Below are 23,052 nucleotides of genomic sequence, written 5' to 3' on the forward strand. Positions count from 1 at the left end.
GCGATGTTTTAGCGGCCGAACAGTCGCTCAATGCCTTTACCCACTTGCTTCTGCAAGTAGTTTTCGGCATTGCTTTGGATCGTTTGGATGCCGAGCTGGCTGACGACTTTGCGTACCCCCGAGGAATCCAGGCTTGGCCGCGAGAGAGTTCCGTCGACGGGCAGCGTCACCGGTTGACCGGCTAAGCCGCGCAAGTCGCTGCCGAGCCAACGCTCATCAAGCGGAATCTGTGCGACAAGATCGAGACGGCCATCGAGCGTCACATTGCCGCTGGTGACAACATTCGCTCGGTCAATATCAAAGTACATGCGTTTGTGGTTGACGACACCGTGATCCAAAACGAAGTCGACGGTTTGGGCCGGCATGCGGATCAGCGTGGAGGAGGCTGCGGCGGTCGTTTGTGGAGAAGTGGCTTGTGAAAGCGCCCTCAATTGCTGCATGCCGCCAATGATCTGGCTGCCCATCGGCCCCGCATCCATCTGCAAAGCTTCAATGTTCAATCGGCCGACGACGCGGCTCTGAGAGGGAGCATCGAAGACGACAATCGCTTCGTCGATTTCGGCTCCGAGTGTCCCCTCGATGCGGGTTGCTTGGCTCGCCAGTGGCGCAAGGTACTTTAGCCATCGATCGGTCATTTCAGGTGTGACCCGTACCGACTCGGCAATTCGGCCGGGTTCGATCCGCATCCAAAGCGGGCCGGGCCGATAGTTTACATCTCCTGCGAGGTTCAACTTGCCACGGCCCACCGGAACGGCGGATCGTGAAACGAACACGGTCGTCTCGGTCAAACGAATCGGAATGGTGGCTTCGCCAAAGTCGACTCCTGCGACCTGACCGGATTGCCATCCCAAATGACCAGAAATGTCCAACGCGATTTGTCCATCCGGTTTGCGAGAGACGTTGATTTCAATGGGCGTTTCATGCACCCCATACACGTTGAGCGCCACTCCGGCTAAGGGGCTGACTCGGGTGGCGACTTCATCCATCTTGATCCGCGCCGGCCCTTTCATCGCCAGGCTGCCCTGTTCGGCATTCCATACGGCATGTCCGGATAAGTTTGTGGCGAACCAATCCGATGCGACTTGTAGCGAATCGGTAACCAGCTTTCCGGTCTTGGGGTCCAGCGCCACAACGCCGTTGACCTTGACGTTCGGCTCCGCCCAAACGACATGTGATGCCGCAGCGGTATTGCGTTGTGGTCCTTGTTGCATCGCGGGAACAAGGGGGCCCGTTCGCTGAGCCGCCGCACTTGCGGTTGCCGGCTGAACGATTGCGAACCGTTTCCCGACCAGCTCGGTTTCCACCCGCAGCAGGTGATCCTGTTGGCTGATGATAAACCGTCCATCACAATCGCCCATCACCAACCAATTTTCGGAGTCAACTGATTGTCCGCTACGGTATCCAACGGAAGTCATGGTGGGCATCGGTTGCGAGACCATTCGCTTTTTGACACTGCTCTGAACGCGTTGCAGCATCGCTTTCCAGGCGATTTCAAGGTCGGTGTTTTCGGCGGTCCATTCGCCCTGAACCGCTGCCGAGACCGCGTCCCCCTCGACGGTCATCGTTTGGCATTGCAGTTCGGAGGTGATCCAGTTGTAGTCGCCTTCGAATTGCAGCTTCAACCAGGGTTGCCCCAAATCGAGCTCACCATAAGCGATGCGTGGTTCGGTCAAGTTGACAACGGTTGCCGTCAAGCGACCGTCACCGGAGGCAGAAACATCGGCGCGAGCGTTCATCGTAAATCCGCCATCAAGACCATGCACTTCAGCGGGCATCCAGGGTGCGAACGTATCCGCCAAGTTCTCGAGTCGTCCCTCGCCTTGGATGCGGATGGGAAATGCCGCGTTCGCATCGGGATCGAGGATGGCTTGAACCAACTCCGCACGCAGGCTGAGACCAGGACTCGAGAGCGTCGCGTGGGCAACATCGAGCGAATCGAGTCGCGCTGCGTTCCACTTCCCCACGGCGTCCACTTCAACACGGAGTGATTCTTGTCGCAATTGCTTTCCGCTTGGCATCGCAATCGACAATTCACGTGCGTCTGCGGAGCCAATCAAACGCCACTCGTTCTGTCCGGACGCAGCCCACTTGATGGTTCCGCGGGCCGATCCGGCCAGCGTCGAATCGGGAATGTCTACCATGGGGCGAAGGGTGTCGGCGAGACGACCAAAATCAACCTCGATGTCGGTCGATCCGGTTTGGAGGCCTCCTTGGCCGGATGCCGTAGCGAACGAGCTGCTCAGGTTAAACTGTTCTGCGCGGATTCGCTCGCTGTCACTCGAAACGATCGCGGTCAATTCGAGCGGTGCGACCATCACGGGTTGGCCGTTCGAACGGCCACGAATCGCATCACTTCGTAAGCTCAATCGACGCCGGCGAAGATGGTCCGAAGGCAACGATTCGATCACGGCGACGATCCGGCCCGAGACGAGTTCGGCTTCACGACGGATCGGCAAGACCCCCGGCATGGCACGGTCAAAGGACGCCAGATCCAATTCCGCGCTCGCGACGCCTTCGAGGGCATCGAGCCAACGTAGCGGGTTGTTGCTGGCGCCGACCAGGGTGATGGAGGTTGAGAACGCGCCGTCAAGCTGAATCGAAGCGAAATCCGTTGTAGCGACCAAGCCATTCCCGATCACATAGCTGTCCTTGATTTGCAAGCGTCCGTCCAATGTGGCCAGTTTGTTTGTCCATTGCTTGCTGCTGGATTGTGGATTGGCGGCGGCAAGGTTTCGAACTTGGAATTGCTTGACCATCGCCTCGATCTTGCCATCGGCAGCTCCTTGAATCTGGATGCTTCCGGTGGCGTCGCCGGTGAGCTGAGCAGGGATTTGCGCGGCCAAGTCGGTGAAGCGGCGCCGCAGCAACGAGGAAACCGACAAGGGGAGCGAGTCGGCAACGATCTCGAACTGCCACACCGAATCGGAGGAGGTCACGCCACGTGCCGCGGTATCGAATGCGACCGATCCCTGTAGCGATCCTTGACTTCCGCGCGGTTCCGCAAGCACGCCAGCAAAACGGGTTTCAACTTGATTCGCAAGCCATTCCATTTCGGTGCTCGCCTGAGACAAGATCCAGGTTTCCTTCGTCACCGTGTCGGTTACCGCCATCGTCAGTTCATGGACGTTGACCGTCGCCGTGATCGCCTCACCGCTGCTTGGCTGATCCCAGAACAGCTTCAGGTCCTGTTCGATCGAGCTCTGGCCGTCCTGAATGCTGCACTGCACGTCAACGCCACGCAGCGATAGAACACCGAGTTCGCTCCCCGCTTGGTTGACCAAGTCCATGACGGTTAGCTCGGTATCCAGTTCGGCGATACGGATCGTGCTTCCTGCTTGACGGCCGGTCAAGGTCAGGTCACTGATCCGCAACGGCGTGATCCAACCCACCCGCAGGGCTCCCACCTCCGCATCCACACCGTATTGAGCGACGACGCCTTCGGCAAGGGATCGGCCGATGGGGGAATGGCTGATCAGGCTTGGGCCGGCAAGTGCAAGCAAGGCAATCCCAAGCAGGGTGCCGATCCAATAGAGACGCCGTCGCCGACTTTGGTTGTCACGACGTTGTCTGGTTTGTTGTCGTTGTGAACGCTCGATGGAATCAAATCGGTAGTCGTCGTTCTTCACGGTCACATCCTTGCAGCCGATTGCATAGCGAGAGAAGAGAATCTGGTTGGCAGTCTAGCGAAATTGAGTCGATCTCACCAAGATCGCTTTTTCGCACCCCGGTTGAAGGGTTCCACAAAAAAAGCCCCCGCCAAGTGAGTCACTGGGCGGGGGCCGACGTTTCGTCATGGAGCGAAGAGAGCGTTGCTTATCGAGTCGGATCGTATCCGGTTTGAGCGATCTCTTCCTCTTCTTGGATGATGATCCGTGGTGTGACCATCAACATCAAGCTGCGAGCGTCACGTCCCGTTGCCACGTTGCGGAACAAACGGCTGACGTAAGGAATCTTGCTGAGGAACGGAACGCCTCGCTCCGAACGACCCTCGGACAATCGCTTGATCCCGCCAAGCAGAATCGTACCACCGTCAGGAACACTCACCGTCGTGCTCACCGAAGTGAAGGCGAACGTCGGTAGTTGGACCGTGGTGCCCGAAACAAACTCGCTGGAGGCATCTTCGCTTATCGAGTCTTTGTCATCAACGACACCGTCGCCGTTGGTGTCCTCATTCTGCTCACGGCTGGAACTGCTCGTCGAGCGGCGTCCTTCGAAGGTGAAGGTATCGACATCACCGATTTGGCTAAAGAACGGAACGAGCGTCAATCGTACAAATCGTTTATCATCGCTGACGACGCCTTGCACGCTTAGCTGGGTTCCTTCGTTGAGCACCATGATGACGGGTTGCTGTGCGACGGCGAAGTCACCCACAACCGGCGTGATGCTGGTAACGAACGGTCGTTGCGTTTGATCCTGGATCGTCGCAATTTGACCATCGAACAGCGTCACTTTGGGAGCTTGCATGACGTTGTTTCGGTTGTCGCCTTGCGCGGCTTGCAGGAAGAAGAACGCTTCGATGTCGCTGAGGATCGCGAAGCCAAGCGTTGAGAACGATCCAGCGTCCGCATTGCTAAACGGTGGCGTTGCACCAAAGCTGTTGTTATCGAATTGGATGTCCAAATCAGCTGTTGGCAATCCGCTCAGTCCGTTGAAACCAATCGTCACGTCGGGACCCCCATCATCGGTCGGAAGGGCTTTAGCGTGGTCGTCGAATTGGACATCAAAGTCGACACCGATTTGCTCAAAGAAGGTATCCGATAGGGTAATGAAGCGAACCTCGATGGTGATTTGCAGGTTCTGCAGTCGACGCAATGTTGTCAGCAAGGCCTCGATCTTGTCATGCACTTCGCTGGTCGTGCTGATCACCAGGCTAAGGTTCTGAGGATAGGGAGCCATCGTGCTGGTCCCACCCAGATCTTGCCAAATCGTGGGTTCGACCGTTTCTTGAATCAATTGCATGAGCGATTGGAAGTCGGCCATCGAGTTTCCTCCTTGCCCGCCTCCCAGCGGACTCGGGTTACCGCCGAATCCGTTGCTGACGCCCATCGGGTTGTATTGGCCAAGCATATTTGGATTCATGCTGCCGGGCGACGCGTTCCTCGACATCCCTGAGCCCAAATCCATTGCCGAAACCGGCATGATGTGAACATCGGTTTGAGGGTTGGTCATTTGGTACGCGGCACGGAGTGCTCCCGCCATCCCGTCGTCATAGCTGGCGACAAAGTTTGGAATTGGAGTGACCAAGTCCGTCACACGATAGGTTCTTGGAAAGACCTTCGAACGAGTCGCTTCGACGCTGGTGATGTTCAAAACGTCGTTGTCGATCATGTAGGTCAGTTCAAGCTCGCCGAGGATAATGCTGAGGGCACTCTTCAGCGGAATGCTCTTTTGCAAACTCAAATTGACAGGCGTATCCACCGTGACGCGAACCGCGGAAAGCGCTCGGTTGTCCATCACGATCGGTACACCGGTCATGGCGGACAAGTCTTCAAGCACTTCGTGGATCGGACGATTGTTGTACTTGACGTTCACATCGGTGGACAACGCTTGTTTGATTTCCTTCTCGCGAACACTCAGTTCCGTGTCCGCGTCCGTACCGGCTGTGCGCCGTCTGGAAAGATCAGCCCAGCCTTTTACGTCGCCGAATTCAAAGTCTCGGTCGGGATGCAGGCCAATCGCAGCGCGTTCGACTCCAAGCATCTGATTGAGAAAGATATCTTCTTTCTCGTCACGAATCTCTTGGTCCATCAAACCGCGAACTTGCATTCGAGCATTGTGGAACATGGTGATCGCGATGGGGGAACCAGGCTTTAATTCTTGAACCTGCTTGGCGATGATCTCTGCTTCGTTGAAACGTCGCGCGTCAATCAGCTCGTTGAAGTTTTGAACCAGGTTCGCAATTTCATCATCGATACGAGCTTCTTGTTGAGCTTCGGTGGCCAAGTCGGTCCGAACCGATTCGTTTTGTAGGTCCAGATTGATTTGGGCGCGATTGGCTTCAACGTATTGCTTCTGGTCACTGAGGGCTTTGGTCACCATCGAAGCGAGTGAGCGTTTTGCCGCATCGTCCACGTCCGATCCTTCGACCCGGCGCCGGAGCGTTTCAAGCTGGTCGAGTGCGTCCAGTGGAGCCGATTCGTGTTGGCCGCTTGCGGCCGCCAATTCGGCGGTCACTTCGCGATACAATCGTCGCGTCTTTTCTTGGTTCTCCAATGCCGCCTTGTCAATCGCGGTCATCGGTTTGTCCGATTCCGATGACATGGCCGAACCAAGACGACTGGGTTGAAGCAGCGTCAGTTTGTCTTTCAGTTGGCGGCGCGTATCCAAATCCAACGTGGATTCGTACTTCCATGCTTCCGAAAATTTATCGCGAGCGAGCTGTTGGTTACCGTCGCTTAAAGCTTGCAAGCCCTCGCGGTAAATGTCTGCGGCGTAGGTGGAAGATGTTGGGGACGCAGGCAACGGCGTTGGCGTTTGGTTCTGGACCTGCATCACTTGACTTCCCAGGCCGCCATTTTCCATCGCACCGGGGTTGAATACCGTTTGAGCGACGCCACCGGGCGCGTTGGGGTCGATCGTGCCAAATGCTTGTTGGACGCTGCCTGTGTTGGTCCCGCTGGTCAAAGCGATGCCGCTACGACGAGCTGCGGATTCGGCATCGAGCAGCAATTGCCAGACACGGGGTTCGCCGGCTGCAAAGTCCTTTTCTGCGACACCCAACGACTGGGCTTGGCGAGCCAAGGCCACTGCGGTGGACGCGTCACCCCGGTCGAGTGCGGCACGGCCAATTGCGATGAGTCGCAACGCCTCGCGTTTTAAATCGTCCGGACGGGCGGCTGCCGAAGCACCCCCTATGGGCTGAGCACCGGAGACCAAAGGCAAACGCTGCATGGTGGTGGAGGGGAGGGTTGGCAGTGGACCGGTTGGTGGCAGAGCCAACAAGTCGCGATCAATTCCTGAGGCAATCAGTTCGCTGCGGAGCGTTTCAATTTGCGATGCCAGCTGTGGAGTCTGTGCTCCCAAGGCTGCCGCATGTCGAAAGAGTTCGACGGACCGAGTGTAGTCCCTGCGGGTCATCGCCGACCGGACTTGGGGAATCAATTGCTCGGCCGACGTCATGCCTTGATGAGGCGAGGCGGTGGTGCCGGGAGGCAGGGGAAGTTGGGCAGAGACGCTCGTCGTCAATGCAAACAGGGTCACAAACGTGAGACGTTTCACGGTGACGAGACTGGTTGCACGAGTGGCAAAATCTGCACACGGGCCGTTTGCGGTTAAGAGGCGGTTCAACGCGACTCTCCTTCTTCGCGGTGAGACTTCAATGATAACGGTCGCTCCGAAATTGAGTTACTTTGCAAGCATCTCAATCCCAGCTTACCGGCTGTGAATAGGTTCCACAGGCGTTCAACGCATTGCCCAAAAAGCGGTCCTGCAATGGATCGCATCCTGCAATCTTTGCCATCGAGTTTTCGGGTTTGGGTTGGGAATAGTCAGTTTTCGATTCGGCTGTCAACACTGATTGTGCTCCGAGTCAAAAAAAATTGCTTCCTGCTTCGCCTGGACCTTTCCTTACAGGCCGACGACCTCCAAGGAGGAGTGGTGGTTTGCCTCGCCCTTTGGGAGAGGTCGAGCGCAGCGAGGGAGAGGGTTTCTTGGCACCCAATGGACTTGCTCCCTACGACCCCTTTCGAATCGGTGATACTTTCCATCGGTCTCCAAACCCCCACCGATTCGTCAGGCCACCGTGGGGGACTCTTTTCTAAGAGACCATTGGACACTGGAGAAATACCTCCAAAAACCTCGAGTCTGGGTTCCGCGAGCGTTTCCGTCGGATGACCCAAAAAAGTCAGATCAATCGGGAGTGTCCAGATAGGGATCCTGGCCGATTTCCCTTTGCATCTTCTTACGTTCCTTTTCGTGGTGCATCAGCACCATGCGGTCACGGAAATGCTTGCGTTCGACCTTGCGCTGGGCTTTGCGGAACAAATTGGCCTGTTTGTCGGCCGATCCCTGTAGCACTTCGCCTTTGTTCTTGAGCCGCTCGGCCTTATCGGGGCCGAGGCCGCTTTTGAGAATGTCGTCGTCGAGAGACAAGTATTGACGGTAGGAACCACGATCGCCTTGACGCCCGCAACGGCCGATCAATTGGCGGTCGATCCGCGCGGCATCATGAAGTTCGGTACAAATCACGTGCATCCCGCCAAGTTGCTCAACGTCATCGGCCAACTTGATGTCGGTACCGCGACCGGCCATGTTGGTCGCCACGGTGACTTTGCCATTGCCACCGGCCGCCGAAACGATTTCGGCTTCTTTGGCCACGTTATTGGCATTGAGCACCTGATGTTCGATCTCCAGTTCCGTCAACATGCGAGACAAGATCACACTCTTGTCGATCGACCGTGTTCCAATCAGAACAGGCCGTCCTTCGGTGTTGATTTGTTGGACCTCTTTGGCAACCGCTTCGTACTTTGCCAGCATCGTGCCGAAGACACGGTCGGGCAAACGTTTGCGTTTGGGCGGTCGGTTGGTGGGAACCCGTATCACCGGGGTCCGATAGATCCGGCGAAGTTCCCGAGCGCTGGTGGCTGCGGTACCGGTCATGCCGGCAAGGTTCGGAAATCGCAAGAACAAATCCTGAACCGTGATGCGTGCGGCTTGGCCCGTTGGAACGCTGATCTCGATTTCTTCCTTGGCTTCGATCGCTTGATGGATTCCGTCTCGCCATTTTCGACCTTCCGCCAATCGACCGGTGAACTCGTCGACAATCACAATTTCGTCAATGCCTTTCTCATTCGGACGAACAACGTATTGCCGGTCGAGCAAGAATTCTCGATACACTTTCACCGATCGTTCGATGTACTCGTAGAGGTCCACCAACCCCATCGTGCGAACCAGATCATTTTTCGGCAAGGCACGCACCTTTTGCCGACCTCGGCTGGTCAGTTCGTACTGCTTTGTGTCGTCGTCAATTTCAAAGTGCTCGTCCAATTCAAATTCCGCAGCGTGAATCGAAGCCCAGCGATACGTTTCGACAATCTGGTCACGGACGGTGTCTTCGATGCTGCCAATGATCAGCGGCGTACGGGCTTCATCGATCAGAATGCTGTCCGCTTCGTCGACCAGGCAGAAGTGCATCCCTCGCATCACCACTTCATCGCCGCCACCCGAAAAACCACCGCCGCCGTCGCCGAGCATCTCGGTTTGCAGTCGGTTTTGAGCGCGCAGTAGCAAGCGATCGCGGAGGAAGTCGAACCCGAATTCCTTGGCCGTTCCGTAGGTCACCGCACACCCATAGGCGACACGCCGATCTTTTTGCTCATCGGGAGTTTGAATGATGCCGACGCTGACGCCAAGCATCTCATAGAGCGGTTTCATCCATTCCGCATCACGTTTGGCCAAGTAATCATTCACCGTTGCCAAATGGGCCCCCTTGCCCACTAGCGAATGCAGGTACATGGGCAGCGTTGCCGTTAAGGTTTTTCCTTCGCCCGTTTGCATTTCGGCGATACAACCTTCAAACAATGCAATGCCACCGATCATCTGCACGTCATAGTGACGCATCGACAGGGCCCGACGGCCCGCTTCTCGGACGAGTGCATAGCCTTCGGGAAGCAGGGCCGATAACTTCTCGCCAGCCATGGCTCGATAACGCAGCGCCAAAGATCGTTTGCGCAGCGACAAATCGTCCTCGGTTTTGAGGGTTGCTTCGAGCTCGTTGATCTGGTTCAACTTCCGCCGCCAGCGCATCATCCTTGGACTGATGCCTTGACGCGAAAACGGCGACAAGGCCTTGTGATTTCCACCGATGTGCCGGTCGCTTGTGGCTGGTGAACTTGGCGAAGGTGGAGGGATGATGGGATTGAAATCGCCGGAATCGACCAATTCGCCTTGCACGACCGGCTTGGTGGGCGGACTCGACTCGGGCAGCGATTCCAGGCCGCCTTGAACCTGCAGGCCGCCTTGATTCCCCAAGCCGTTACCTGCCTCATTGAGCTCGTCACCCACAGGGGGCATTCCCAAGAACGGTTCGATCTTGGGCTCGGTTTCTCCAGTAGCCATAGCGTTTTCTTCGCGTTTTTTTTCGGTCATAAGCTCGTCAGTTTTCTCCCTCACGCACCCGATCCGCGTGAAACATCCATTCTAACGTTTAATTCAGTGATGTTAGTGAAACTTTGCATGCTTTCTGGATCAAGCTAGGCAGTCTGGGATGACTTTTCTCGGTGTTCCGGCGGTTCTACATCTGACGGTGAATTCAGTCGATCGAGTTATACCAGTCAATCCTGTGTTCCCGGACTGTACGAGATTTCCTATGAAAACGAATTTACGAGGCCTGACCCTGACAGCGTTGTTGCTGTCTGCCTCAAACATGAGCTTTGCTCAACAGGGCGCGTCAACGAGCATCGGTGATCTTCCTGGTTATGATGAAGATGCCTACTTTGCTGAGGAAGCGACCTACGCTCAACGAGTCAGTCCGGTTGCGCCGGCCGCTCACACCGATGAGGATGCCCACGTTACGGATCAGGGCGCTTACGTTACGGATGAAGTGTACCCAACCGCCGCATCGGAGGAAGCACCACAGCTGTACGCACCCATGGATTCGAGCGAGTTGCAACCGGTTGGATTCTTTGATGGCAGCTTGCTTGGGATGAACCAATCAAACTGCGATCAAGTTCAGGTATGCGAAGCGGGCTGTGACGGCGGTTGCAGCAGTTGTCGCGGTAGCAGTTTGAGCAGCCGACTAGGGCTTGGAAACCTATCCGGTTGCGGCAGCAATTGCTGGGGGACCTCCGAGGCCTTGTTGTGGTTCACGCCTGATCGTGATATGCCGGCCTTGATTACCGTCAATGCACCGGGTGGAGACCCAATCGGTCCAACCGCGACGACCGTCTTCGGCGACGGGATCGATGGTGATCTGACGGCTGGTTTCCGCGGTGACTATGGTAAGTACGTGACCAAGAACATCGGAATCGGTGGCCGTTTCTGGATCGTCGGAGACCAGACCGAATCGTACAGCAACGCCAGCAATGGTGACATCACGATCGGTCGCCCCTTCTTTGACACCAGTGACTCCTTCTTTGACTCGCCCAACCCCGGTGAGAACGCCCTGTTGATTGGGCACAACGGAGTGGGTTTGCTGCCGCTCGTGGATGGCAACATTCAGGCCGAAAGCAAGCTACAGATGTGGGCCGCAGAAGCCTACGCACGGATCAACTTGGGCTGCAGTAGCACGAGTAAGCTGGAGTTGCTCGGCGGCTATTCTCACTTCAGCATTGACGATTCGTTGTACATGCACAGCCAAAGCTTTATTGGTGGCTCGGCTGCCGCATCCAGCTTCTACGACTTCACAGACGCCTATGAGCTTGAAAACCGTTTCGATGGTGGTCAAATCGGATTCGAAATGAGCAAGACACGTGGCCGTTGGACCGCTCGATCGTTGACCAAGGTTCACCTTGGGAACATGAGTCAAAGTGCCAAGGTACAAGGGACGTCGACCTTCGGAACTCCGTTCCCTGCGACCACGGGCGTTGGCGGAGCGTTGCCATTCGACAGCTACGTTGATGAAGATCGCGACGTGTTCACCTTCATCCCTGAAGCCAACTTCAAGTTGTCGTACCAGTTCCGACCGAACGTGGCATTGAGTGTAGGTTACTCGTTCATGTACTTTGACAACGTGGCTCAGGTCGGCGATGTGATCAACCCGATCTACGACGGCCCGTCACTTGGTGACCCGGCCCAATTCGGCGGCCAACCGTTCAAGTTTGACGATTCGAGCCTCTGGGTTCAAGGCATTGATCTGGGCGTGGTCATCAATCTCTAAGCTACCGAGAAACGTGATTCAGTACGAAGCCTGATACAATAACGTTGGCCCAGCGGCTCCGGCAAATCGACTTTGGTCCGGAACACCGCGCCGGAGTCCGCTAGAAGAGTCAAAACGAAAAAGGCGTGAAGAGGAAACTCTTCACGCCTTTTTTTTCGTTCATGGGAAGTTACTGGCGACTACGAATCTTTGTCGTTCGATTCGCCTTCGCCAACGCCGGCGCCCACTGCCTCTTCGGAGGACTCGGGCAGACCACGCTTCTCGCCTCGGAACGTCAGACGCGTTGTCTTGCCGTTTTCGTCCTTGAAGGCATCGATCACGATGGTGTCTTGACCTTCGAACGCGCCGCGTAGCAATTCTTCGCTGAGCGGGTCTTCGATTCGCTGCTCGATCGCTCGACGCAGCGGGCGTGCCCCATAATCGAGGTTGCTGCCCTTTTTGACCAAGAACTCTTTCGCGTCGTCGGTCAAGATGATGGCCAAGCCGCGATCGGCCAAACGCTCGCGAACCTTCGATAATTCGTAATCGATCACCGACTTCAGATCTTCGGCGGTCAGATGACGGAAGATGATCGTGTCGTCCAACCGGTTCAAGAACTCGGGGCGGAAAACGCGTTCGATCTGGTCCATCACTCGGCTTTTCATCGAGTCATAGCTGGCGTCGCCATCCGGTTTTTGGAAACCGAATGCCGATTCGTTCTTGATCGCCTCGGCCCCCGCGTTGGTGGTCATGATCAAGATCGTGTTTCGGAAATCGACGTTGCGTCCGAACGAATCGGTCAACCGTCCCTCTTCCATGACTTGAAGCAGCATGTTGAAGACGTCGGGATGGGCCTTTTCGATTTCATCGAACAGAACCACCGCATACGGTCGGCGGCGAATCTTCTCGGTCAATTGGCCCCCTTCCTCGTAACCAACGAACCCGGGAGGTGCACCGATCAGCCGGCTGACGTTGTGCTTTTCCATGTACTCGCTCATGTCGATATGCACCAATGCGTCGGCGTCGCCGAACATGTATTCCGCCAGTGCTTTGGCAAGTAACGTTTTGCCGACGCCCGTCGGGCCTGCGAAGATGAACGATCCGGTCGGTCGTTTCGGATCTTTCAAACCGCTGCGACTGCGGCGAACCGCCTTCGCCACGGCCGTGACGGCTTGTTCTTGGCTGACGACTCGCTTGTGCAGCTCTTCTTCCATCTTCATCAACCGCATGCTGTCTTCGGTCGACAGTCGCGTGAGCGGAATGCCCGTCATTTTGCTGACCACTTCCGCAATGACTTCCTCGTCGACGATGCCATCGGTTTGCTGGCTCTTCTCTCGCCATTCTTGCGTGATTTGGTCTTTCTTCTTGCGAAGCTTTTCGGCCTGATCACGAAGGTTGGCTGCTTTTTCGAAGTCTTGGTTTGCAACCGCGTCTTCTTTTTCCTTATTCAGCTTTTCCACTTCCTCGTCGATTTCTTTCAAATCGGGTGGACGAGTCATGGTGCGAAGTCGAACCCGAGCCCCGGCCTCGTCGATCACATCGATTGCCTTGTCGGGCAAGCAGCGAGCGGTGATGTAACGTTCGCTCATCTCGACCGCAGCAACGATCGCGTCGTCCGTGAACTGAACGCGATGGTGTTCTTCGTAGCGTTCACGAAGACCCTTCAAGATTTCGATCGTTTCTTTCTTGCCGGTTGGCTCGACGATGATCTCTTGGAAACGACGTGCCAAGGCGTTGTCTTTCTCGATGTACTTGCGGTACTCGTCCAGTGTGGTTGCACCGATACATTGAATCTCACCACGTGACAGGGCAGGTTTCAGTACGTTGGCCGCATCGATCGCTCCTTCTGCCCCTCCGGCGCCAACGAGCGTGTGCAGTTCGTCGATAAACAGAATGGTGTTTTTCACTCGCCGCACCTCGGTCATAACGGCCTTGATGCGTTCTTCGAATTGACCACGGTACTTGGTGCCCGCGACCATCATGGCGAGGTCCAAAACGACGATACGCTTGTCGGCGAGAATTTCGGGGACTTCGCCCGAAATGACTTGCTGTGCAAAGCCTTCAACGATCGCCGTTTTTCCCACGCCTGCCTCACCCAACAGAACGGGGTTGTTCTTGGTTCGGCGACAGAGGATCTGAATGGCGCGTTCGATTTCGTGTTCGCGGCCAATCACTGGATCCAGCTCGCCCTTCTTTGCCAACTCGGTCAAGTCGCGGCCAAAGCTGTCGAGAGCAGGCGTCTTGCTCTTGCCACTCTTGCCTGAGGGGCTGCCGCCGCTCTCGCCATCGCCACTGCGCCCGCCTCGCTCACCGACTTCGGCACCTTCGAGCCCGTGCCCAAGCAAGTTCAAGACCTCCTCACGCACATCCTCAAGCTTTAAACCCAGGTTCATCAAGACTTGAGCCGCAACGCCCTCCTGTTCTCGCAGCAAACCAAGCAAAATATGCTCCGTACCGACGTAGCTATGATTCAAATTGCGAGCTTCTTCCATCGAATACTCGATGACCTTCTTCGCCCGCGGCGTTTGTGGCAACTTGCCTACCGTGACCATTTCGGGCCCGCTTTGAACCAGTTTTTCGACTTCGAGCCGAATCTTCCGCAAATCAACCTCCAAATTTTTGAGGACGTTCGCGGCCACGCCACTCCCCTCTTTGACAAGGCCGAGCAGGATGTGTTCGGTGCCGATGTATTCGTGGTTAAACCGTTGAGCTTCCTGATTGGCCAATTGCATGACTTTTCGGGCACGGTCGGTAAATCGTTCGTACATTTCAAATTTTCTCGTTACGCAGGCTGTCAGACTGGCGACTCATGGATCGCGACTAACGTTAACTAGCAAACCGTACGCCACATCCGCTCTGGCGCACCACAATCGTGTGGAACATGGGGCATGGAAGACCAACAAGTCGCGATGACTGTCTGGTTCCTCACTATTCTACCGGTTAGGTCAAAACCAGGGGATAGGAGACAGGAGGGCGATAAACGCCAAAACACGTCAACTGACAAGAAACTGCGAGAAAAAATGCGAACAAGTTTTTCCGTGGAACGCCGCGAGGCATTCCACTTTGCGCAGTTTTAAGGAATGTCGGGGCGAAGCGACTACGCCACTTGCTTCGTCGCCTCTGTCATATCGGCAGCGGTGACAGGTTCGTTGGAGGAGCCGCTTTCGGCAGCCACGCCGCCCTGCTGTTCCTCTTGTTTTGTAGCGATTGCACGCTGTAACCGTCGACGCTCGGTCGCAATTTCGACCCACCATGCGTCGGCAACTTCCAATCGACCGATCTCACCGAGCAACGTCTCTGCGTCTGCGAGCCGCGATTGATGTCGGTAGACCGCTGACAACATGATCAAGGAGGGTGGGTCACGAGGTTCAATTGCTAGCACTCCCGTCAGCAATTTTTCGCAGCTTCGCCAATCCGCCTGCAAGTAAGCCAAGTGAGCCTCGGTAAATCGGTCCGGCTCTTCACTGACCTGGCGTGGATGGATCAATTCGGGCAATTCACGGATTCCGCGGACGACGTAGTAACCCCACACGACCAGTCCGACCAACGAGCCCATCCAGAACAATCCTCCAGAGATCCAACGGGGAAAGACCCAGCCCGTGATCAGGAAGAGGTTGAGCGCAATCGCGAACCCCACCGCCAGCGGCAGTGACTTCAATCGGCCCCGCCACCAGATTTCGGGCAATCCGGGCCACAAACACGATAGATAGAAGCTCGAACCCATAAACCGTTTCTAGCGGGTTTTCAGGATGGGAATCAAGGACAAACCGAAATCCAAGCGAACGGCTAATGGGAGAACTGCGGAATCTTCATCAATTCGCCGTCTTTCAAAGCCGATTGGTGTGCGACCACGCCGGCAACGGTCATGTTCAAAGCACTTGTGATATCGACCAAGGGTTTTCTGTTTTTGAGAATCGCCGTAACAAATTCTTCGGTCAGGTGTCCGTGTGATCCACCGTGTCCCCCCGCCGAAACGCCTGGGGGCAGCGGTGGTCTGGCCAAATCGGGAAGTGCTTTTTCCAGTCCTTGGTACTGCCCTTCCAATGACCCTTTCTCTCCCCGTACTCGGCCTTTTTCTCCACCGTAACCGGGTGTATCCCAGCTGACGGCCATCCGTGCCATACCGCCCTCGTTGGTGCGGAACAAAGCGACCTCGGTGCCCAGTGGATTTCGGTAGCGATTATTTTGGGGTTGAAAGGCTTCGCGAGTACTGGGAATCCCCATACAAGAAACCTCCGTAAAGCTGTTGCCGGTAACGCCGACGTAATAGGCATTCGAGTGGGTTGGGTACCATTGTGGTGGCAACCCGATTCGCCACCCTTTGTAAGAGTCGATCTGTTCGATGGAATCGTGATAGTATTCGCCTTCACAATAAATGAGTTTCCCAAACCCACCGGCATTGTAGATCTGTCGCATGGCATAAAGATCCTCGTGAAAACACGATGTTTCAAACATCATGTATTTTTGGCCCGATGATTTGACGGCGGCGAACAACTCGTCCGCCTCTTCGAGTGAACCGAACACAGCGGGCACCGCACAGGCGACATGCTTACCGTGCTTGAGAATTTCGATGCAATGCTTTGTGTGGCTGGGAGCATCGGTCGCACAGAAGACCGCTTCAATCGTATCGTCCTTGACCAACTCCTCAAGCGACGGATAGGTCTTGTCGCAGCGACAAGCCTTCGCCAGTTCGGCACACCGCTGCGGAATCAAATCGCTCACGGCGACCACTTCGACATTGGGATGATCTTGAAATCCAAAGGCTGCACCAAAACGACACACGCCGTAACCGACGATTCCCATTCGGATCTTCCGGTTCGATACGGGTTGCCATGCTTTCGACGGCGTCGTCGTTGGCTCGGTCTCTTCAAATCCCGGGATCGTCGCGTTTTGTTGGGCGCTGAGGGATCCGCTGGTACCCGCAGCGATACCGAGGCCAAGGGTTTGTAAGAAAGAACGTCGGGAGGGAGTGACCTTCATGGCGCAAGACCTTCGTTGGAGAGGGAGGTGGTGATCGTCATTGCGGGACGCGCTGTGTCGATTTGGTATGATAACGCATGGATCCGATACCCGCCGCGACACCCACCCCACGGACAGGCAACCACAGACCATGCCCCACTTCCACCTCCGACTTCTGGCCAGCACGCTGGCCTGGATCTTGACGCTCACCGTCCCACTGCTCGGCTTGTTTGCGGCCGATCCGATCAAACCCTACGAAAACAACCCTCGCTATTGGCAGTACCAAGGCAAACCCATTCTGTTGCTGGGCGGAAGCAACACGGACCATCTCTTTTTGATGGACGACCTGGAAATGCACCTCGACGAGATGCATGCGGTTGGAGCCAACTACGTCCGAAACACGATGAGCCAGCGTGAGGGTAAGGAACTCAAGCCGCATCAGTTACTTCCCGATGGCAAGTTCAACCTCGATCAATGGAACCAAGCATACTGGGACCGTTTTGAGAAGATGCTGAGGTGGACCGCCGAACGCGGCATTATCGTGCAGATCGAGGTCTGGGATCGTTTCGATTTTTCGGTGGACCATTGGGAGACCAGCCCCTGGAATCCGGGGAACAACACCAACTACACCTATGAGCAAATCGGTTTCGCCGTCCATTATCCAAAGCACCCCAGCCAAGACGCACAGCCCTTTTTCCACACCATCAAAGGAATGCCGCGGTATGACACCAAGCTCGAACAAGTTCGGGCGCATCAAGAGGCTTTCGTGGCCAAAATGTTGTCCTATAGCCTTGCCCATCACCATGTCCTTTATTGCATGGACAACGAAACATCCACGCCTGCTGCGTGGGGGCAATACTGGATTGAGTTCATCAAAGCCAAGGCGGCTGAAAAGGGGGTGTTCGTTTGCACAACGGATATGTTCGACGACGCATTTGAAGCCGAAAAGGCGAAGCATACTCCGCTCATCTTCGAAGACCCGAAGCACTACATGTTTGCGGACATCTCGCAGGTGAACAGCCGGAATTTCGATGATACCCATTGGGAAAGGTTGCAATGGCTTCTGAAGCAAGTGAATCGGCACCCCCGCCCGAGCAACCACACGAAAATCTATGGCAGTGGCTACATGAGCTTTGGAACGGGTGGGCCAGAGGATGGTGTCGAACGCTTTTGGCGCAATCTTCTCGGCGGCTCGGCAAGCGTTCGGTTTCACCGACCTGATGCTGGCAACGGACTGAATGACTTTGCCAAAGGGAGTATCAAAGCCGCACGTCTACTTGAGAGCCAAATCAAGCTTTGGAATGTTTCGCCACGGATGGACCTGCTATCGAATCGCGAGCCCAACGAGGCCTTCGTTGCGGCGAAAGAGGGGCAGAGTTATGCACTCTACTTTACCCATGGTGGGTCCGTAGGACTTGATCTGTCGAACGCAAAAGGGACCTTCGAGGTGACGTGGATCAGTGTCGCGATGGGGATCACGACACAGACGTCCGCTGCGGGAGGCTACCGCCCAATGAAAAAGACGATTCAGGGCGGTGGTGTCGCCACCCTGACCGCACCCTATAAAGGCGGTTGGGTCGTTGCGATCGTGAAGAAATGACTCAAGCGGACTCGTCGCGATCGATTGTTGCTTCAACCGCTAAATGGAAAACGACCACGAACGATCCTCTCCCAATCGGGCCCCTAAGAAGATGAAGGCGTCGCTCTCCAGCTAAGCATCGAGCGGAAAACAAGTGTCGGATTTGCAATGTAGCACAGGCTTCCAGCCTGGTTCTCCTCCATCACAGGCTGGAAGCCTGTGCCACTTCATTTCCGCTTGATCCTAAGCCTCCGGCGGACTCTTCGTGGGTGGCTCAAAATTGAATTCTTGCCATTTGACGTTCTTATCCATCGGCTCGATTCGCATCACCAGCAACCCATTCTGATACAGTCGCACCGTTCCGGTCGATTGGCTCACAACGACCGAAATGGCCTTGGTCTTTTGGCTGATTGCGGCGGCGGCCCAGTGTCTTGCCCCAAGCCCCTTGCTCATCGTCAGATCTTCGTGCGAGACCTCCAACATCTGGCGGCTCTTCTCGATCACACCGTCACTGTTGATGATAAAGGCTCCATCCAATTGAGCGACTTCCTTGGCGTCTTCTTGGACCTTCTTATCGAGCAAGTTTCGCTGTTTGCGGTTGTAACCCCGGAAGGGATCCACACCGCTGTCGTTGGCATGTTCCAGGACACGCCGAGTATCCCCCACGACGAACAGTGTTCCGACGGGTTTCCCTTCGCGACCTTCCCGGCCGATTTGAGCGGCCAGATCGATCACCGCTTTGATCGTCTTCAGCGGCACACGGCTCTCAATCGATTGCAGGTCGCGGACGGTCAATTGGCGCATCCGCTCATCAATTTGCAGATGGCTGATGGAATCGAGGCGTCCCTGCTGGAAACCGCTGTAAAGCGCGATCACTTCGCCATTGGTGCGAATGTACTCGTCCGCAGCGGACTCGAGCAGTGCGTGCTGCAGACGCTCCAACAATGGAGCCTTTTCCTTGTTCAGTGCGAGTGGTTTTAGACCGGCCTCCGATGCCCCCTCGAGGTCTTCTGGCGAATCGACCGCGACGATGATCGGCTTTTCAAGCGGCTGCGCCATCTCGGCAATCCGCTTCCAATCCGTCGAACCATCCAACAACATCAACATCGCGTCGGCACCTCGATCTTTCAATAGAGCGATGGCCGCGCGAATCATCGCAGCGTTGTGTTTGGTGAGGCGTTGGGTCGCCATAGCGGGCGATCCTCGAAGGAAAAAGGGGATCCAAGGAAAATAGAACCAGTGAATCCCAAGTATTGACGACAGAGCCGAAACCGGCAAGCAGATCGGCTGCGAATTCTAGCTTTTCGGAGCGATCTTTGTCTCCCTTAGCGTCGGTTTGACCGCTGCCCTTGCGCCACGGCGGGGCGTTGCCACGCCGCACCTGACTTGTAGGCTCGTTCGTAGAACAGCGCCAAGGTCCGAAGCGCGTGCCCCTTGGGGCCAATCTCCCATTCGTGATCACGATCGTTCCACATCGACGCCAGCAGGAAGCGAACCGCCTTAACCAGCCGAGGGTCTTGCAGTTCCGAGTCGGGAACGTTGGTCAAGATCCATTCCGTAATGTGGCCCGTCGTTTGAATCTTGCGATCCAAGTCGCCATTGTCGCCGCGGCTTTCAAACCAACTCGTGCTCATCGAACCATCGCGATTCTGCAAGGTGTAGGCGTAATTCAGAAAGTCTCGCGTGAACAATTCGGCTCGACGCCATTGGCCCGAAATGGGCTTGCCCTCGACACGGCGTTTACGAAGTGCGTGATCGTACGCCATCAAGCGATGCGTTCCGCCACAGGTCCCCCCCACGATCGGCTGAGATAGCTCTTCGCGAATCAATCGCTCAAAGTCCCAACGCTGACCGTCGGCCCCGATCCACGTCGTATCGGTGTCTAAGTAATGTGACAACGCAATCAAGTTGAACGTCAGCTCGTCGCCGCTTTCGCAATCGGCCATTTCCAAGTTCACGACATCCCGGACCGAATATTTTTGGCGGCCGACGTACAGCGGGTAGTCGATCGGAACTCCGGTCAAGGCACAAACCGTTAGAAACTGCGATTGGTGGCCCTGCAGCCCGATGCCACTTTTGACCTCCAAACCGCCCCGTGGCCCCGGGCCGAGCAGCCGCTGGCCCCGACATGCGTTGTTACCCGCAATCCAGGCAATGGCACTGTATTCACGGTTGTTGGCAAGGATCTTCGTATCGATTCCCCAAACCATCATGGCATGCATCATGCCCCAATTGCTTCGACCGTTGGCGATCTCGGTTTGCTGATAGTAGTACTGCAAACACCGTTGAATGGGCACACGCATCTGCTGCACCGATGTCGAGAGCCGCAGCGGTTCGGTCGGTCGGCCTGTGTAATCACGGATCACCGGTCTTTCCGGCTCGGCAACTTCGGGTTCCGCGATCGCATCCCCCGCACTGAATTGATCTCCCACCGAATGACGCGTGACTGCCTTTGAGCTTTCGACCGCAATGCTCTCTCGTTTCGGCGATTCAACGCTCTTGGGTGTTTTGATTGCCGTCGTTTGGCTTCCGACCGAGCGTGGTGTTCCGTCGCGATCGATGCGAAGTCGACGAACCGCGACCTCTTCGGTCGATGCCTGCGCCTCGTCATCCCTGCTGCTCTCGGCAAGGTCTTTATCCCCGCGGCTCTCGGCAATCTCTTCTTCGGGCGACTCGGAAGCGTTTTGAGGAGCCTCGTAGCTTTCCAGCGTCGGAAGTTCTTGCTCCGCTTGCATCGTTTCGCGTGTTGCTGCCAATTCGTCTTCGCTTGGGGGCATCAAAGACAATTCATCTTCCGCCTCAACTTCAACTTCCGCTTCAACGGCATCGCTGACGCTCTCGTCGCTCTTCGGCGACTCCACCTCGACTTCCGCAAAGGAATCGTCCGTTGGTTGCAACGCCGCGGCGGATGGCTCTGCCTTGACGGGCCCTTGCTTGGTGACGATTGCGGGCCTCGGTTGTGTCGTCGGTTGCTGGAGCGTCGGGACCGATGCAATCGTCGATTTTGCACTGGGCGCCGGTTGAGCACTGGGCGCCGGTTGAGCACTGGGCGCCGGTTTTGCAATGGGCTGGGGATCGGTCAAGGGCTGTCGACTCGTCATCGCATCACGAGCGACCCAACCATCATTCAAGACGGTTGCGGTCGTCGCTGGCGGCTGGATTGGATTGCGTGAAGGTGCTGGTGCCGTGGCCGCCGCTTGGGGCGAGCGAGGCGGAAGCGACGGCGGGTCGGACGCAGCTTGCGGTGCCCGCAACGGGCGCGGAGACGGTGACGTTTGCCCGAGCTCTTCAGGGGTCTTTTTGATCGCATCGATCAGCCATGGCCGGCGCGCAATCCGAACCTCTTCGAATTCGATCGCCGGATTCGATGCGGGGAGCAGTTTTAACTCCGGTGCGGATTCCGCAACTTCCAACGGTGACTCGTCAGCAAGGATGCCGCTCTGTAGACCAGCGAAGGAGCAGGAGGTTGCTAGCAAAAATGCGAGGTGGGATCGCCGGCGGGGGCGATAGGTTCTATTGGTCACGAATAACTCCGAGGTGCGAGTGAGCCTAGGAGAGCTATCGGAAATCCACCGCGCCGAGTTCACTCAGAAACTCACTTGCAGCGCGGTACCGCAAGGTTCGTGACCCTGTCTGTTGCGTTGGTGAGAAGTTGGAAAGAATAGGAAGGAAAACGGCGATTCGCTAAAGGTCGAAATCGTCAAGTGAATCGATCAATTGATCCAACGGATCCTTTGGCTTGCTGGCTTGATCGGCTTGTCGTTTCTTTAATTTCTCATCTAGACCAACCGCGTCACGGCCCGTCAGAAGCAGTTGCTCATCCCTCTCGCGAGCAGCCGTTGCAATAGGATCGTCGCTTCCACTCGGTGCGCCAAACAATTGTGAAAGGTCGATCTTGAATCCTTCTTCGCCGTCCACTTCGGCACCTGCGATTGCAGGTGCTTTGTGTTGTGGAAAAATGATCGCGTTCTCGGGACACACTCGACTGCATGCCGGACAACCTTTTCGACAGTTGTCAGGTTGTTCCACCAAGATACTCTCAACGCCATCCACGCCGTAGACGCCGAACAAACAGAAGTCGATGCACTCCATGCAATTCGTGCAGCGATCAAAGTCAATCACCGGGTACCAACGCCGCGACGTCGTTTCATTGACTTCGATCAACTGTCCCCCCACGATGGGCAACTGTCCCGCCGAACCTTGCGAATCTTCGGATGCTTTTGCGAGTCGGATGATCCGTTGCATTTCGTTGAGGAACGTTGTCGCCTCGTCGGCGAGTTTCAAATCCACACAGTGAATCGATCGATTGGGGCGTGGATAAAGGTGACTTACGCGATCTACTACGTCTGCATCAGGTTCCCCCTGATAGGACTCGCTGGGCAAAGCCTGATCGTCGTCCTCGGTCTCCTCAAGCAAGACTTCACCGACTTGTCCTTGGATGCCATTTCGATCGAGAACCCAGTGAGCCGCGCGCGAGTAAATCCACGAAAAGACAATCAGATCGCCATCGATCTCTGACAGCTGGCGATACGAGTCGCTGGATTTGGGAAGGTCATAAAGATGAGGCAGCACGATACAGTCGACACCGTCGATTTTCGTCGCTGCTTCTGCGATCGCTTGCTCCATCGCACGCTTGTCCGGATTGCGAGATTGCCCGCGCGAAATGACAACGGTGATCGATGCTTTTTGAATGGCTGAAATCATAGACTCTTGTCGCGGG

11 protein-coding genes are annotated in these 23,052 nt (G+C 56.0%); 2 read left to right on the forward strand and 9 right to left on the reverse strand.

Features of this window, described 5'->3' with window-relative positions; genetic code table 11:
* Window positions 1-8: 8 nt before the first annotated feature.
* The 3 genes from Poly41_RS21435 to Poly41_RS21445 form a co-directional block, all read right to left on the reverse strand.
* Window positions 9-3,626 carry a hypothetical protein gene (locus Poly41_RS21435; protein ID WP_146528774.1) on the reverse strand — a complete coding sequence of 1,206 codons (3,618 nt, stop codon included), beginning with the start codon at window positions 3,624-3,626 and terminating at the stop codon, window positions 9-11.
* 187 nt (window positions 3,627-3,813) lie between these two features.
* Window positions 3,814-7,287: a type II secretion system protein GspD gene (locus Poly41_RS21440; protein WP_231615830.1), complete on the reverse strand. Its 3,474-nt coding sequence runs from the start codon at window positions 7,285-7,287 to the stop codon at window positions 3,814-3,816.
* 561 nt (window positions 7,288-7,848) lie between these two features.
* Window positions 7,849-10,056, reverse strand: a complete 2,208-nt coding sequence (locus Poly41_RS21445) for a preprotein translocase subunit SecA (RefSeq protein ID WP_231615831.1) — start codon at window positions 10,054-10,056, stop codon at window positions 7,849-7,851.
* A gap of 250 nt (window positions 10,057-10,306) precedes the next feature.
* Between Poly41_RS21445 and Poly41_RS21450 the strand changes: the two genes are divergently transcribed.
* A complete protein-coding gene (locus tag Poly41_RS21450) occupies window positions 10,307-11,815 on the forward strand; it encodes a BBP7 family outer membrane beta-barrel protein (protein ID WP_197231503.1) in 1,509 nt (502 codons plus the stop codon).
* A 179-nt stretch (window positions 11,816-11,994) separates the two neighbouring features.
* Here Poly41_RS21450 and Poly41_RS21455 read toward each other — a convergent pair whose 3' ends face one another.
* The 3 genes from Poly41_RS21455 to Poly41_RS21465 all read right to left on the reverse strand — a co-directional run bounded on the left by Poly41_RS21455 (window position 11,995) and on the right by Poly41_RS21465 (window position 16,774).
* Complete coding sequence (locus Poly41_RS21455; RefSeq protein ID WP_146528776.1) at window positions 11,995-14,562, reverse strand: ATP-dependent Clp protease ATP-binding subunit; 2,568 nt, start codon at window positions 14,560-14,562, stop codon at window positions 11,995-11,997.
* 329 nt (window positions 14,563-14,891) lie between these two features.
* Complete coding sequence (locus tag Poly41_RS21460; RefSeq protein ID WP_146528777.1) at window positions 14,892-15,518, reverse strand: tetratricopeptide repeat protein; 627 nt, start codon at window positions 15,516-15,518, stop codon at window positions 14,892-14,894.
* Between the two features lie 62 nt (window positions 15,519-15,580).
* A complete protein-coding gene (locus tag Poly41_RS21465) occupies window positions 15,581-16,774 on the reverse strand; it encodes a Gfo/Idh/MocA family protein (RefSeq protein ID WP_146528778.1) in 1,194 nt (397 codons plus the stop codon).
* A gap of 130 nt (window positions 16,775-16,904) precedes the next feature.
* Between Poly41_RS21465 and Poly41_RS21470 the strand changes: the two genes are divergently transcribed.
* Entirely contained in the window at window positions 16,905-18,353 is a 1,449-nt protein-coding gene (locus tag Poly41_RS21470; protein WP_146528779.1) for a DUF6298 domain-containing protein, read from the forward strand.
* Between the two features lie 222 nt (window positions 18,354-18,575).
* Here Poly41_RS21470 and Poly41_RS21475 read toward each other — a convergent pair whose 3' ends face one another.
* From Poly41_RS21475 to Poly41_RS21485, 3 genes are all read right to left on the reverse strand, one after another.
* Window positions 18,576-19,523, reverse strand: coding sequence for a diadenylate cyclase (locus Poly41_RS21475; protein WP_146528780.1), 948 nt, complete (start codon window positions 19,521-19,523; stop codon window positions 18,576-18,578).
* A 134-nt stretch (window positions 19,524-19,657) separates the two neighbouring features.
* Window positions 19,658-21,856 carry a hypothetical protein gene (locus tag Poly41_RS21480; RefSeq protein ID WP_146528781.1) on the reverse strand — a complete coding sequence of 733 codons (2,199 nt, stop codon included), beginning with the start codon at window positions 21,854-21,856 and terminating at the stop codon, window positions 19,658-19,660.
* A 160-nt stretch (window positions 21,857-22,016) separates the two neighbouring features.
* Window positions 22,017-23,036 carry an ATP-binding protein gene (locus Poly41_RS21485; protein WP_146528782.1) on the reverse strand — a complete coding sequence of 340 codons (1,020 nt, stop codon included), beginning with the start codon at window positions 23,034-23,036 and terminating at the stop codon, window positions 22,017-22,019.
* Between the last annotated feature and the right edge of the window lie 16 nt (window positions 23,037-23,052).

Source organism: Novipirellula artificiosorum (assembly GCF_007860135.1).
GTDB lineage: Bacteria > Planctomycetota > Planctomycetia > Pirellulales > Pirellulaceae > Novipirellula_A > Novipirellula_A artificiosorum.

Excerpts from the sequence above, each read along its gene's own strand:
- Poly41_RS21455 (WP_146528776.1), bottom strand. The coding sequence starts at position 14,562 with ATGTACGAACGATTTACCGACCGTGCCCGAAAAGTCATGCAATTGGCC.
- Poly41_RS21450 (WP_197231503.1), top strand. The coding sequence starts at position 10,307 with ATGAAAACGAATTTACGAGGCCTGACCCTGACAGCGTTGTTGCTGTCT.
- Poly41_RS21470 (WP_146528779.1), top strand. The coding sequence starts at position 16,905 with ATGCCCCACTTCCACCTCCGACTTCTGGCCAGCACGCTGGCCTGGATC.
- Poly41_RS21465 (WP_146528778.1), bottom strand. The coding sequence starts at position 16,774 with ATGAAGGTCACTCCCTCCCGACGTTCTTTCTTACAAACCCTTGGCCTC.
- Poly41_RS21460 (WP_146528777.1), bottom strand. The coding sequence starts at position 15,518 with ATGGGTTCGAGCTTCTATCTATCGTGTTTGTGGCCCGGATTGCCCGAA.
- Poly41_RS21485 (WP_146528782.1), bottom strand. The coding sequence starts at position 23,036 with ATGATTTCAGCCATTCAAAAAGCATCGATCACCGTTGTCATTTCGCGC.
- Poly41_RS21445 (WP_231615831.1), bottom strand. The coding sequence starts at position 10,056 with ATGGCTACTGGAGAAACCGAGCCCAAGATCGAACCGTTCTTGGGAATG.
- Poly41_RS21475 (WP_146528780.1), bottom strand. The coding sequence starts at position 19,523 with ATGGCGACCCAACGCCTCACCAAACACAACGCTGCGATGATTCGCGCG.